The sequence below is a fragment of the Sorangium sp. So ce131 genome (assembly GCF_051519095.1).
Taxonomy (GTDB): domain Bacteria; phylum Myxococcota_A; class Polyangia; order Polyangiales; family Polyangiaceae; genus Sorangium.
In genome coordinates this window covers 5492527-5506574 of record NZ_CP150455.1, presented here as the reverse complement: position 1 = coordinate 5506574, position 14048 = coordinate 5492527, and the positions used below count along the sequence as shown (strand labels likewise).

Genomic DNA, 14048 nt, shown 5'->3' with positions numbered 1-14048 from the left:
GCGACGGAATCATCGACGCGGCGCACGGAGAGACTTGTGATTGCGGTGCTGGCGAAGTCCTGCCCACCGACGTGCGGTGCCGTGGACAGCAGAACGGGACGGCCATCGGATATTGCAGCTTCGAATGCAGTTTACATTGTGGCGACGGAACAGTAGGAACCGACGAAAAGTGTGACCCCGGCGCGCCGGTCTCCGATTCCTGTGTATCCCTGCGCTACGATTTCGGCCGACCTGGATGCACAAGCGCCTGCGACGGCCTATCCACGGCGTCATGCGGAGATTGGAACTGGATGATTCAAGATACCGGCGCACGGACACCCCTCAGAAAAATTTGGGGCATCGAGAAGGACTTTGCGATCGGCACCTCTTCCGACACCGATTTCGGCATGATCATGCACTACGATGGTCGGAGCTGGAATCCTGTAGATCCACAGACAGATGAAAATTTGGTCGGCGTCTGGGGGAGCGGACCAAACGATGTTTTTGCCGTCGGCGATTACGGCACGATCGTACGCTACGACGGCCAGAGTTGGACGCCCATGACGTCGAACGCATCGGGGTCTCTACTCGGCATCGGGGGCAGCGGGCCGGAGGACGTCTTCGCTGTCGGCGGTTCCGGCGCGATCGTGCACTACGACGGCCAAAGCTGGACGCCTATGGACTCGCAAACAACGCATAGCCTACTTGACGTGTGGGTGAGCGGGCCGGAGAACGTCTTCGCTGTCGGCGGTTCCGGCGCGATCGTGCACTACGACGGCCAAAGCTGGAGTCCTATGAACTCGCAAACAACGGACTCCCTGTACGGCGTGTGGGGAACCGGGCCGACGGATGTCTTCGCCGTCGGCTATCAAGGCACGATCGTGCGCTACGACGGCCAGGGCTGGCACCCCATGAAGTCGCAAACAACCGAAGACTTGGCTGACGTGTGGGGAACCGGGCCGACGGATGTCTTCGCCGTCGGCCATCGTGGCACGATCGTGCGCTACGACGGCGAGAGCTGGCACCCCATGAAGTCGCAAACAACCGAAGACTTGGCTGGCGTGTGGGGAAGCGGACCCGAGGACGTCTCCGTCGGCGGCACTCTCGGCATGGTCGCACACTACGATGGCCAGAGCTGGGAGCTTATGGAATCGAAAACAGAATCAGTCCTGATGGATGTGTGGGGAAGCGGCCAGGAGGACGTATTTGCTGTCGGAGCACGCACGATCGTGCACTACGATGGCCAGAGCTGGGAAACTATGAACCCGCACTCGTCCAAAGACCTGTATGGCGTCTGGGGCAGCGGGCCGTCAAACGCCTATGCCGTCGGCAGCTCTGGCACAATTCTGCATTATGATGGCCAGAGGTGGTACCCTGTATACTCGCCGGTATCAGAAGATCTGTACGGCGTATGGGGAAGCGGACCGGACAATATCTTCGCTGTCGGCCGAGACGGTGTAATCTTGCAGTACGACGGCAAAAGTTGGAAGAACACGACCAGGACCCCGCACTTGGTCGTAATTCTGACCAGCGTCTGGGGAAGCGGACCGGACGATGTCTTCGCTGCCGGCCCGTCCGGCGCAATCATCCACTACGATGGTGTGAGATGGCGCCCTGCATACACGGACAGAACGAACGGTCTATACGATGTGTGGGGAAGCGGGCCGGACGATGTCTTCGCTGTCGGTCTCAGGGGCACGATCCTGCACTACAACGGGCAGAGCTGGGAGCACATGGACTCGCGCACCACGGAGACTCTGCTCGGCGTGTGGGGGACCGGGCCGGCGGATGTCTTCGCTGTCGGCGAAGATGGCACGTTCTTGCACTACGACGGCATCTCATGGCTGAAGCTGAACTCCACGACACGCTCCCCGCTGTTCGCGATGTGGGGCAAAGGAGGATCCCACTTCGTCGTCGGCAACGGCGGCGCCATCTACCGTCACACCCGACCGTCGCCGGCGCGCTGAGCGATTCCACGCACGCCCCTGTACCCGTGCGCCCGGGCGCTCGGCGGTCTGGATCGAGCGCTTTTCGACTCACCCCGCGAGAGCTCCCGGGCAATCCAGCATGCGGGCGCGGCATGACCGCATCCGCAACATCAAGGCCCCAACCGCCCGCCCCGCCCACCACCCGCTACTTCAGCTCCGTTTTGATCCTCCCCGCCGTGCGCTCGATGAGCTGCTCCTGCGCGCGCTGAGCCTGCAGCACCGCGTCAGCCGCCACCCTGGCCTTCTGCTCCTCCTCGATCGCCTTGACCTCGGCCTCTCGCGCCTCGGTCTCGGACCTCCGCGCCTCGTCCCGCGCGGTCCGCGCCTGGCCAGCCGCCACGCGGGCCCGCTCGGCCTCGGCCTCGGCGCGGTCCCGCGCCTCCTCCGCCTCGCGCTGCATCTGCTCGGCCCGCCTCCTCTGTGCCTCGCTGTCCTGCCGCGCCGCCTCGCTGTCCTGCCGCGCCCGCTCCGCCGCGCTCCGCGCCGCCTCCTCGCTCGCGAGCGCCTGCTTCATCGTCTCCTCTTTCGTCCGGATCTCGTCGAGTTGCTCCGTGATCACCCGGTTCTGGCCGGTCACCTTCACGATCCCCGCCCCCGCCGCGACCACCAGGACCGACAGCGCCGCGATGATCCCCGACACGAGCCGGCGCCTCCCGCGCTGCAGCTGGTCGGCCAGCCGGAGCACCGCCTCCAGGAACAGCCCCTCACGCTCCGGCAAATCCCCCCGGTACCGCTCGCGAAAGCGGCGCGCCTCCTCGGCGACCTTGCCCCGCCAGAGCGTGTCCGCGGCGCGGCCGCTCGCATCCCAGAGCCTCGCCGCCGCGCGCAGCCGATCGAGGAGCTGCGCGTCCTCCTGGTTCTCGTCCAGCCAGCGCGTGAGCGTCGGCCACCGCTCGATTAGCGACTCGTGCACGAGTTCCACCGTGCTGCCCGCGCGGTCGCTCCCGACCTCGATCGCCAGGAGCCGCCCGTCCGCGAGCAGCGCCACCACCCGCTCGATCTCGCCTCGGTCTCCGGGCAGCTCGCAGAGCTCACCCAGGCTGGCCACCGCCCGCGTCCGCTCCGGCGTCACCAGGCGCTCCAGCACCGCCCGCGCGAGCTTCGCCTGACGCTCGCTCATCCCCGCCAGCACCGTGTCCGCGTGGCTCGCCAGCGCGCCCGCCACGCCCCCGAGCGCCTCGTAGCTCGCCCGCGTGAGCAGCCGGCGCCCCCGATCGCGCATCTCCCACAGCTTGACCGCAGTGAACTGGAGCAGCGGCAGCGCGCCGCGCGTGGTCTCCAGCGCGTCGAGGATGCCCTCCACCATCGCCGGATCCTCGATCGCGTGCCGCGCCGCCTCGACCGGCCTCATCAAAGCCTCGCGCAGCCCCTCGCGCCCCATCGGCCGGAGAAACACGAGGCCGCGCGTCATCGCCGCCATGAAGTGCTCGTGCTCGGCCATCCGCTCGAGAAAATCCGACCGCACCGACAGGACGACCCGGAGCGGCGAGGTGGCGTCGTCGGCGATCCCGTCGAGGCACGCGAGGAACGCCGCGCGCTCGCCGGCCGGGGCGCCGAGCGTGAAGAGCTCCTCGAACTGGTCGATGAACAACACGAGGCGTCGCTGCGCGCGGCCCGACCACCCGCGGAGCGCCGCGCCGAGCAGGCCGGGCTCGGCCCGCAGCCGCTCGACCATCGCTGCGCGCACCGCCGCGTCGCCCTGCAAGGCGAGCGCCTGCGCGTCCAGGCCCGGCGCCACGACGGGGTGGCTGAAGAGGTCCGCGAGCGCCGCCACCGGGTCGCGCCCGGGCCGCAGGACGAGCGCCTCCCAGCCCTCCCCGGAGCGCTTGAGCGCCGGGATCACACCCGCCCGGACGAGCGACGACTTGCCCACGCCGGACGCCCCGGCGATCGCGAGCAGCGGCTGGCTCCGGAGGCGCGCGACCACGCCCGCGAGGTCTTGCGCGCGGCCGAAGAAGCGGTCGGCGTCGGCCTCCTGGAACGACGAGAGACCGGCGAACGGGCTCTCGTCGGCGCCGAGGAGGATCTCCCGGCGGCCGGGCACGAGCGGCAGGAGCTCGGCGAGCAGCTCCTCGGCCGAGGCGAAGCGCTCGGCTTTGCTCTTCCGCAGGCAGCGGTCGATGATCGCGCCGAGCGCGCCGACCTCCGGGTGGCTCGCGCTGACCTCGGGCATCGGCTCGTCGGGGAGGACGACGCTGAAGAGGCTCGTCATGTCCGGAGCGAGCGGGTGCGCGCCGAGCACGAGCTCGTACAGGATGATGCCCACGGCCCAGACATCGCTCGACGGGTCGATCCCCTTTCCCCTCCACTGCTCCGGGGACATGTACGGCATCGTGCCGATGACCGCGCCGTCGCGGGTCAGACGCACGTCCCCGGCCACGGCGCGCTCGGCCGCGGGCGCGAGGCTCCCCTCGTCCTCGCGCACCTTCGCGATGCCGAAATCGACCACCTTGATCGCTCCCGAAGCGGACAGCATGATGTTCTCGGGCTTCAGGTCGCGATGGACGATGCCGGACGCGTGCGCGCTCGCGAGCGCGCGCACGACGGGGACCATCAGCTCGACCGCCAGGCTGGGCGGCACCGGCGCGGTCGCTACGCCGTCGCCTGCGTCCGCGGCCCTGCGCTCCTTCATCCAGGCGCGGAGGCTCTGCCCCTCGATGTACTCGAGCACCATGTACGGATACCCGTCGTGCTCGTTCACCTCGTGGATCGTCACGATGTGCTCGTGCGTGCAGCGCGCGGTGGCCCGCGCCTCGACCAAGAAGCGCTGGACACCAGCGCTGCTCAACTTGGTGAGGAGCTTGACCGCGACGAAGCGAGCAAGCCGGGTGTCGCGCGCCACGAAGACCGTGCCCATGCCGCCCCGGCCGAGCTCGCGCAGGAGCTCGTAGTGGCCGATGCGGGCGCCGGCCGACGGCGGCGGTCTGGCCTGCGACCGCGCCGATGGCGGCGGGGCGCCCGTCGCGCCGTCCTTCCGCTCGCGCGCCTCCGCGGCCGCGCCGACGGCCCTGCCCACCGCCGCGGGCAGCGCGGCCGTGGGGGGCGCCCCGGCGAGCACCGTGCTCGCGTAGCCTGGATCCACGTGCGTCCCGCTGCTCATCGCAGGGCGCCCTCGACGATCGTGCGCGACCGCTCGAACGGTCGACGGAGCGGCTCCCGGGTGGTCAGCGCGGCGGACATCTCCCCTCCTCCCCTGCAGACGGTGCGCGGATCGACGTCGCGGTCGGCATGACGAGGCCGGCCAGCGCGACCGTGCGAGCATAGGCGTTCTGGTGCGCGCCTGCACCCCTCACGCGCACGGCGGCTCCCCTCCCCCGGACAGCAACACGGCCTCTCCTAAGCGAGCGCCGGACCCCGCGCGGCCGCGGCAGACGACAGTACGTCCGAGAAGAGGCTTCCTTTACACGACGACCGGCGGAGATGTAGCCTCGCACAGAAAGCGAGCTCGCCCTACAGGCAACCGGGGCAAGCGCTCAACCCATGCACCATCGAAGGCCCGGGGCGACCTGCAGGACAGGCACATGGCTGCCATGACGGCGACCCGCGCGCGATCGGCGCGGCTCGCCCTCGCCGGGGCCAGGCTCCTCCTGCCCGTCGCGCTCGTGGCCCTGTGCGCCGCGCCCGCGCGGGCGCAGGCGACGCCGCCATGGCACGAGGGGGTTTCCGAGGAGCGAAAGCAGAAGGCACAAGCGCTCTTCGAGGAAGCGCGGGAGCTGCACCGGCGCATGATGCTCGCGGAAGCGCGGGCGAAGTACGAAGAGGCGCTCGCTTCATGGGAGCATCCCGAGCTCCGGCTCTACCTGGGACGGGCGCTCAAGAGCATCGGGCTGCCGCTCCTGGCCTACGAGAACCTGCGCCTGTCGCTGCAATGGGCGCCCGGTTCGCTCGATCCCGAGGTGGAGCAGGAGGCGCGGGCGTCGATGCGCGCGCTCGTGGAGCAGGAGCTCGCCGCCATCAAGATCCGCTGCGACGAGCCGGGCGCCACGGTGCTGCTCGACGGCAAGCCGTGGTTCGTCGGCCCCGGCGCCGAGCGCCGGATGGTCACGCCCGGAGAGCACGTCGTGACGGCGCGGAAGGCTGGTTATTTCACCGTCGTCAAGCCCGTCGTCGTGCCCGCCGGCAAGGAGGCCTCGGGCCAGCTCGCGCTGAGCGTCGACACCATCGTCACGAAGCAGCGGTGGCCTGCTTGGATCCCCTGGGCCACGCTCGGCGCCGGCGCCGCCTTGGGCGCCGCGGGCGCCGGGCTGATGTGGCACGCCGGCGCGAGCCATGGAGAGGTGGATCAGCGCCTCCGGGAAGGCTGCGAGCGGTCGTGCCCGCCGTCCACCGCCGACGGCTACGAGGCCAGCGTGCTCGAGAACCGGCTGGCGATCGGCGCGCTCGTCGCCGGCGGCGCCGCCGCGGTCGCGGGGACGGTCCTGCTCTTCATGAACAGGCCCCAGCCCTACCGCACCGAGGATCGGGGCGGCGTGAAGCTGGATCTCCTGCCCGCCGCGTCCTTCGACGCCGCGGGGCTGTCGGCGCGGCTCGTGTTCTGAACGCCCTGGGAGGTTCAGCGGCCCGATCCCGCGGGTCAGCCGTCCTTTCGCTGCGCCTCGGTCACCCCACGTCAGCCCTCGATGTGCCCGTCGCGCGCGCCGAGCAGACAAGGCTCCTCCGCGCCGAACTCGACCTCGATCGGCGCGTGATCCTGCCCGAAGAGGAACGCCGGATCGAACGGGTTGTTCTCGATCAGCTCATCGAGGAGGGAGATGCCGGTCGTGTCCTTGAGCCCCGCGCCGTGGCAGCTGCCGCACGAGCGGCCCTGCTCGGGGGCGGCCTCGCGGGCGTGGCCGTCCGCGCCCGCGCAGTCCTGCCGCGCCACGAGCCCGGCGACCACGCGAGGGTCCTTGTCGCACGCCGCGAGACGATCCTGGGCGCACAGCGCGCTCGCCACGAACTGGAGGCCCCCGGCGTCGCTCTCCGACACGGCGGTGTCACACGAGGCGAAGAAGGCCGCCGCGAGCGCCGAGCCGAGGAGCAAGGATCGAGTTCCGGAATTCACCATGGGATGTTCTCTTCTCGCTGCCGCTGTTCCGCGCCTGCTCCGGCGCGCGCCGGCCGCCCGCCGCGCGACACCGCGGCGCCGGGCGGACGCCTTCTCGATGGGAGACGAGCCGAGGGTCGCTCGCGAGCCCCCACGCGCCCGCGGCGCGAGCAGGAGAACCTGCGCTGCGCAGCGACCGCGCCTCGCCCCCCCGGGGAGCGATGGTCAACGTGGGCCGGTAGCAACCTCGATGGCCGCCTTTCACGTCGTCACTGCACACCTGTCACCGAAGCAACCGCCGTACCATCGTGGCCGTACCCGCGGCTCGCCAGCGACGACGGATTTTCCCCTGTGCAGGCGCAAATTTCGCAGGATTTCGACGCGCCGGCTCGGCAACGGTTGCTGAGGGGCGCTGCGGCGCCGCAGCGCCATCGTTGCCGACTCGGCAAGCATTGCCGAATCGCCCGCGGGGCGCTCGTTCCGGCGCTGTGCGCGGCCCCGGCACACAAACCCGCAGCCTGCGTGCATCGGTCCGTCCGCGCGCACCTCACCCGACACCCGCCTCCCCGTGCGCCCCGCTCGGGCCGCGTCCTGCGCGTGCCCAGGAGCCTCCGCGCCGGCGGCCTGTCAGGAGCCGAGGAACAGGGAGGTGCTCCTCATCGCGCTCGCGCTCGTGCTGGAGGCTGGATGGGCGCCACGGCGACGCGCCGCTCGACGAGGAGGAACAGGAGCGGGAACACGAGCGTGAGGGCGATGGACAGCGCCGCCACGCCCGGCATGCCGTCGAGGCGTTTGTCCGGGAGCTCGTGCAGCATGCGCGCCGACAGGAACGCCGCCAGGGCGGCCGCGAGGTGCTGCACGGCCGACTGGATCGACGTGAAGCGCGCCCGCTCGGCGGGGCGCGGCACCTTCGACGTCAGCGTGCTGTGCGAGACGTTGCGGAACGTCATGCCGAGCATGAAGACGACGAAGATCGCGAGCACGGGCAGCCCCGGCACGTACGACACGAAGCCGGCGTAGAGGATGACCGACAGCACCGCCGCCCCGACCAGGCCCATCTGGAACGAGCCGAAGCGATCCACGAGCGGGCCCACGGCGCGCATCGCGAAGAAGCTGACCAGGCCGCCCACGAAGTAGAGCAGCCCGAGCCGCTCGCGCGGATAGCCGAGGTTGTTCTGCACGTAGGCGGAGATGTTGGGGATGACCAGGAACGACGCCATCATCACGACCGCCGTGGTCACGAACGAGAGCTGGACGAGCGGCCGGCGGACGAGGCCGCGCAGCTCGACGAGGGCGCCCGTGGGCGGCGCCGCGGCGTCGAGGTGGCCGCGCATCGAGGGCAGGAGGAAGATCGCGAGCCCCGCGACGACCAGCCCGAGCGCCGCGACGGCGAAGAACGGCGCCGGGAAGCCGCCGCGCCGGGCGAGCTCCAGCCCGGCGGGCAGGCCGAGCACCGAGGCGACCGAGAACGAGCCCATCACCGTGCCCATCGCCTTGCCGCGCCGCTCGGGCGGGATGACGTCGGCGACGATCGAGAAGGCGACCGACGTCGCGGGCCCGCCGAACGCGCCGGCGAGCACCCGCGCCGCGAGCAGGCTCGACATCCCGGTGGCGAGCCCGCCGGCCGCGGTGCCGAGGACGAGGCCCAGCATCGCGACCGCGAGCGCGCTGCGCCGGTCGAACCGGTCGAGGAAGAACGCGCCGGCGAGGCCCGAGACCGCCGCCGCCGCGGTGTAGCTGCCGCCGATGAGGCCGATGTCCGACATCGGGATGCCGAGGGCGACCGCGAAGTCGGGGCCGAGCGGCATCACCATCACGAAGTCGAGGATGTTGACGAACTGAACGGCCGCGATGAGGAAGATAATGCTGCGTTCCGAGCGCTGACTTGGCACGAAGTCCGACTCTAGCGCCGAGCTCCGCCGCGCGGCCGCGAAAAATGGTCGGCGGGCCGCCGCCTCCTCTCGAACCCCGCGCATTCCCGCGCCTCCCCGCGCTGCACCTCGTCGTTGCGAAAACGCAACGTGGCGTTGCAGGCCGTCCCGTTGTGGCGCCCTCCCGCGGAACGTACGCTGTGGGCCATGGACCGCCGAACCGCCCTCGGTGCCCTCGCCGCCGCGCCCGTCGTGGCCGCGTGTGCCCGTCCCGAGCCCTCGCCCACCGCCAGCACCGACGACGCCGCGCTCGCCGCCCGCGACGTCGCGCTCGACGTCGCGCCGCTCGGCTTTCCCTGGGAGACGCGCGACCCGTTCCTGTTCTGCGTGCACCACGACGACGCGTACCCGGCCGGCAACGAGCGGCTGGGGCCCGCCGCCTCGCTCGCCGGCCGCGCCATCGGCCGCGACTTCGCGGGCAAGGACGGCTGGCGCATGTACCACGGCGACGTGGTCCCCGGCTTCCCGCAGCACCCGCACCGCGGCTTCGAGACGGTGACGGTCGTGCGGCGCGGCCTCATCGATCACGCCGACTCGCTCGGCGCGGCCGCGCGGTACGGCCGCGGCGACGTCCAGTGGCTCACGGCCGGCAGCGGCGTCGTGCACGCGGAGATGTTCCCGCTCCTGGCGAGCGACGCGCCGAACCCGCTCGAGCTGTTCCAGATCTGGCTCAACCTGCCGGCCGCCGACAAGCTCGCCGACCCGCACTTCGTGATGATGTGGGAGGGGACGATCCCGAGGCACGTCGCGCGCGACGCGGCGGGGCGGGCGACGGAGATCACGGTGGTCGCGGGCGCCCTCGGCGACCTCCGCCCGCCGGCGCCGCCGCCGAGGTCGTGGGCGGCGCGCGCCTCGAGCGACGTCGCGATCTGGACCCTCAAGATGGCGCCCGGCGCGCGCTTCACGCTGCCCGCCGCCGCGCCCGGCACGGACCGCACGCTCTACTTCTTCCGCGGAAGCCAGCTGTGCGTCGGCGCCCGCGCCGTCCCCGCGGCCCGCAGGATCGCGCTCCGCCAGGCCTCGCCGGCGCTGCTCGAGAACGGCCCGGACGAGGCCGAGATCCTGCTCCTCCAGGGCCGGCCCATCGGCGAGCCCGTGGCGCAGCACGGCCCCTTCGTGATGAACTCGATGGCCGAGGTCCAGCAGGCCTACGCCGATTACCGGCGGACCCGCTTCGGCGGCTGGCCGTGGCCGAGCGACGGCCCGGTCCACGGCCGCGAGAACCTCCGCTTCGCGCGGCACCCCGACGGACGGCACGAGAAGGCGGGCTGACGGCGGGTCGCCGCTCCGCGCGCGGCGGAGGACACGCGCGTGACGTCACGCCGTGATCTCCGCCGGATCGCGTGCTCCAAATCACCGGAGCACGCGAATATCGCGCTTGCAACGATATCGGTGCTGGCGGCACGCGATATGCACTTATCCCCGACACCCACCATGCCGTTCCAGGTCGCCACGTTCAATGCAGGGCTCGCTGTCGGGGTGTTGCCATATGCGACGGAGCGGGTGCCCCGCGTGGTCGAGGCGCTCGCCGCGCTCGACGTGGATCTCCTGTTCGTGCAGGAGTTCTGGCTCGACGCGCACTGGGATCTGCTCCGGCGCGCGCTCGCGTCCCGGATGCCGCACGCGCTCCGGCCGGAGCCCGTCCACCCGGCCGCGCCCGCCGCGTGCGGCGCCGGCCAGGTGAGGCCGCTCGTCGCGTGCGCTGAGGCAAAATGCGCCGGGCTCAAGGACGAGGCGCTCGCGCGCTGCGTCGTCCAGCACTGCGCGTCCACGGCGCTCGCCCTCCCTACCCCGTGCCTCAACTGCATCGCGAGCCACCCGGTCGGCACCATTCATGAGGTCGTCGACCGGTGCGTCGGGGAGCCGACGGCATCCCAGGCGGCGGCGCCCGGCCCGTCGTCGCGCTTCGGCGGGCTCATCGCCTACGGCGGCTCGTTCGGCACGGGCCTCCTCGCGCGCACGCCGCTCGAGGACCGCGGCGTGCTCGTGTTCGAGTCGACCGTGAACGCGCGCGGCGCGCTGCACGCGCGCGTCGCCGCGCCCGGGATCGGCGACCTCCACGTCTTCGCGGCGCACCTGTCGCCGGGCGGCGCCGAGCAGCCGCCGCAGGTCGAGCGGCTGCTCGCCTGGGTCGACGAGAAGGCGGGCGGCTCGCCGGCGCTCCTGCTCGGCGACCTCAACACGATGCCCGGCTCCTCGCTGTTCCGGCGCCTGGAGCGCGCGGGGTTCCGCGAGGCGGACGTGCCCGATCGCCGCGGGACGTTCTCGCACGACGGGCTCGGCACGGGCGACGTGGACGACGCGGGCTGGCGGCTCGATCACGTGCTCCTGCGCGGCCTCGACGCCGGCCTGCACACGAAGCGCATCCTCGACGAGCCCGTCACGATCGAGGCCGCGGGCCGACCGGTCCGCACGACGCTCTCGGACCACTTCGGCGTGCTCGCCACCGTCGGGCCGGGCTGAGGCGACCCGTCACCCCCGCTCGCTGATCGGGTGGACGCGGTCACCCCTGCAGCGCTTCCGCGCCCCAGGCGAGGACCGCCTTCACGCGCGCGTTCGCGCGCAGGTCCGCGTGGAAGACGCCCCACACGTCGCGCGCGGGGAGGTCGAGCCGCGGGAGCACACGCACGAGGCGGGGCTCCGCGCCCTGGAACGCGACCGGCATCAGCGCGAGGCCGAGCCCCGCGGCGCACGACGCGGCGATCGCCGTCGTGCCGGTCATCGTGACGGCGAAGCGCGCGGCCGGCACCCGGCGGAGCAGCCAGCGCATCTCCGGCGTGCTCGCGAGCGACGCGTCGAAGCCGAGCCAGGCGTGGGACGCGAGATCCGCGACGCCCCGCGGCTTGCCCGCGCGCGCGAGGTACTGCTCGGACGCGAAGATCCCGTAGGGCATCGTGGCCAGCTTGCGCGCCACGAGCGAGCTCTCGCGGGGGCGCACGACGCGGAACGCGACGTCCGCCTCGCGGCGCGAGAGGTCGACGACGCGGCTCTCGCTGGCCAGCGAGAGCCGGAGCCCGGGGTGGGCCGCGAGGAGCGCGCCGAGGCGCGGGACGAGCACGTAGGTCGTCAGCCCGTCCGGCGCGCTCAGGCGGACCGATCCGTCGAGGTGCACGTCCGCGCCGCGCACCTCGCGCTCGGCGGCGACGAGCTCCACCTCCGCGCGCTCGGCGCGCGCCACGAGCGCCTTGCCCGCCTCGGTGAGCGCGAGCGCGCCGCGGCGCCCGCGCACGAGCTTGGCGCCGAGGTCCTGCTCCAGCGCGGCCACGCGGCGCCCGATCGTCGTCGCCGCGATCCCCATCGCGCGCGCGGCGGCCGCGTGGCTGCCCTCGCGCGCCACGAGCAGGAGGGTGCGCACGTCATCCCAGCTCGGCATGCGTGCATTATCGCACGTTCATGCTGCAGGAACGTGCGATGACGCAGCACCTCGGAGGGGCCATGTTCCGGCGCATGAAAGCCATCCATCTGGTCGAAGGGCGGGGCGTCGAGGCCCTCGCCCTGGTCGAGCTCCCGGATCCCGTCCCCGGGCCGGGCGAGGTCGTCGTGCGCATGCGCGCCGCCTCGCTGAACCACCGCGATCTCCTCGTGATCGACGGCGCCTACGCGCCCTTCCGGCGCCCGTTCGTCCCGCTCTCCGACGGCGCGGGCGACGTCGTGGCCGTGGGCGCCGGCGTCGAGCGGGTCGCCCCCGGCGACCGCGTGGTCCTCTCCTACGTGGCGAGCTGGACCGCCGGCCCCCCCACGGACGAGCGGGTCGCCCGCCGGCTCGGCGGGCCGGACGACGGCGTGCTGGCCGAGCGCGTGCGCGCCCGCGCCGACGCCGTGGTCCGGCTGCCGGCGTGCCTCGGCGACGAGGAGGCGGCGACCTTGCCGATCGCCGGCGTGACCGCGTACCGCGCGCTGTTCGTCGACGAGCGCCTCGCGCCGGGGCAGTGCGTGGTCGTCCAGGGCACGGGCGGCGTCGCGTCGTTCGCCGCCCTGCTCGCGAAGCAGGCCGGCGCGCGGGTCATCGCGACCACCCGGACGCGCGAGAAGGCCGAGCGCGCGCGGTCGCTCGGCGCCGACGAGGTGGTCGTGCTCGACGAGCACCCGGCGTGGGATCAGCGCGTCCTCGAGCTCACCGGGGGCCGCGGCGCGGATCGCGTGATCGACGTCGCGGGCGGGCGCGGGCTCGACCGCTCGATCGCGGCGTGCCGCACCGGCGGCACCGTGCACCTCGTCGGGTTCCTGGAGACCCGCGAGGCGTCGTTCGACCTCGCGCTCGCGATGCGGCGGGTGGTCACGCTGCGGGCGGCGTCCGCAGGGAGCCGCGAGGATCTGGAGGGCCTCGTGGCCGCGCTCGCGTCAGGGGACCGGAGGCCGCCGGTCGATCTCGTCATGCCGTGGACCGAGGTCCGCGAGGCGGTGGAACGGATGCGCGCGCGGCGGCACGTGGGCAAGATCGTGCTGCGGTTCGCGTGACCTCTGCACCGTCGCGTCCGGGTTGAATCGCAGGACCTCGGGCAGCTCCGGCGAGACCGCCGCCGCGTACAGCCGGTCGAGGATCACCTGCTCCAGCGTGCCGTCGAGGCCGAGGAGCCTCTCGACATCCGCGGCCGAGAGCCCCCGGACGTCCGCGAAGCACGCCCGGTAGAGCTCGGCCTCGCGGCCGGTCCAGCCGCGCCACATCGCCCGGTATTCGGCCTCGGGCGGCGCCTCCTCGTCGAGCTGGTCTGCGGTGAGCGGGCCGGACTCCGTCTCTCCGCGGCTCCGATGATGATGGATGTACTCGGGGTGGAGCTTGAACAGCGCGTACCGCGAGAGCTGGATCTCCACGAGGGAGAGGAGCGTCTTGATCGACATCCACAACTTCCGCCCGTCCGCGCCGGCGACGTATTTGCAAAAGAACGTCGAACAGACCGCCTCGCGATAAGCCCAGAGGGTGCAGCTGCCCGGGCCGACGTCGTAATAGGGGCAGCGCAGCGCGGGCAGGCTGTCCAGGATCGAGGGCATGAGGGGCTCCAGGCGCGCGGCACCCTGGCACCTGGCGCCGCACGGGATCTCTCGTCTCTCGGCGCGCGCGGCCCACGCCGCCCGCGGACCTCGCCAAGCGGCAGGACGGGCTCAGGCGTGGCGCGCCGAGGTGTT

The 14048-nt window shown here is 72.2% G+C and carries 10 protein-coding genes; 5 read left to right on the top strand and 5 right to left on the bottom strand.

Annotation, left to right across the window (positions count from 1 at the left end; translation table 11 throughout):
• The first annotated feature begins 290 nt into the window (after positions 1-290).
• Positions 291-1946 (top strand): WD40/YVTN/BNR-like repeat-containing protein, encoded by a 1656-nt coding sequence (locus WMF43_RS19895; protein WP_437682329.1) that lies wholly within the window; start codon positions 291-293, stop codon positions 1944-1946.
• Positions 1947-2112: 166 nt separating this feature from the next.
• Here WMF43_RS19895 and WMF43_RS19890 read toward each other — a convergent pair whose 3' ends face one another.
• Positions 2113-5067 (bottom strand): nSTAND1 domain-containing NTPase, encoded by a 2955-nt coding sequence (locus WMF43_RS19890; RefSeq protein ID WP_437682327.1) that lies wholly within the window; start codon positions 5065-5067, stop codon positions 2113-2115.
• A 421-nt stretch (positions 5068-5488) separates the two neighbouring features.
• On the opposite strand from WMF43_RS19890, the gene WMF43_RS19885 reads away from it, so the two are divergent.
• A complete protein-coding gene (locus WMF43_RS19885) occupies positions 5489-6505 on the top strand; it encodes a hypothetical protein (RefSeq protein ID WP_437682325.1) in 1017 nt (338 codons plus the stop codon).
• A 71-nt stretch (positions 6506-6576) separates the two neighbouring features.
• On the opposite strand, the gene WMF43_RS19880 is transcribed toward WMF43_RS19885, so the two are convergent.
• A complete protein-coding gene (locus WMF43_RS19880; RefSeq protein WP_437682323.1) occupies positions 6577-7014 on the bottom strand; it encodes a hypothetical protein in 438 nt (145 codons plus the stop codon).
• A gap of 635 nt (positions 7015-7649) precedes the next feature.
• Positions 7650-8885: an MFS transporter gene (locus tag WMF43_RS19875; RefSeq protein WP_437682321.1), complete on the bottom strand. Its 1236-nt coding sequence runs from the start codon at positions 8883-8885 to the stop codon at positions 7650-7652.
• A gap of 177 nt (positions 8886-9062) precedes the next feature.
• Here WMF43_RS19875 and WMF43_RS19870 point away from each other — a divergent pair, with 177 nt between their 5' ends.
• The gene (locus WMF43_RS19870) at positions 9063-10196 is read left to right on the top strand and encodes a pirin family protein (RefSeq protein WP_437684043.1); all 1134 of its coding nucleotides are present in this window, start codon (positions 9063-9065) and stop codon (positions 10194-10196) included.
• Positions 10197-10334: 138 nt separating this feature from the next.
• Positions 10335-11387 (top strand): endonuclease/exonuclease/phosphatase family protein, encoded by a 1053-nt coding sequence (locus WMF43_RS19865; RefSeq protein WP_437682319.1) that lies wholly within the window; start codon positions 10335-10337, stop codon positions 11385-11387.
• Between the two features lie 40 nt (positions 11388-11427).
• Here the strand turns inward: WMF43_RS19865 and WMF43_RS19860 are convergent, their stop codons facing one another.
• Positions 11428-12297 (bottom strand): LysR substrate-binding domain-containing protein, encoded by an 870-nt coding sequence (locus WMF43_RS19860; protein ID WP_437682318.1) that lies wholly within the window; start codon positions 12295-12297, stop codon positions 11428-11430.
• 38 nt (positions 12298-12335) lie between these two features.
• Between WMF43_RS19860 and WMF43_RS19855 the strand changes: the two genes are divergently transcribed.
• Positions 12336-13382, top strand: a complete 1047-nt coding sequence (locus WMF43_RS19855) for a zinc-dependent alcohol dehydrogenase family protein (protein WP_437682316.1) — start codon at positions 12336-12338, stop codon at positions 13380-13382.
• On the opposite strand, the gene WMF43_RS19850 is transcribed toward WMF43_RS19855, so the two are convergent.
• A complete protein-coding gene (locus WMF43_RS19850; protein ID WP_437682314.1) occupies positions 13266-13913 on the bottom strand; it encodes a hypothetical protein in 648 nt (215 codons plus the stop codon). The two genes, WMF43_RS19855 and WMF43_RS19850, sit on opposite strands and share 117 nt — an antisense overlap.
• Between the last annotated feature and the right edge of the window lie 135 nt (positions 13914-14048).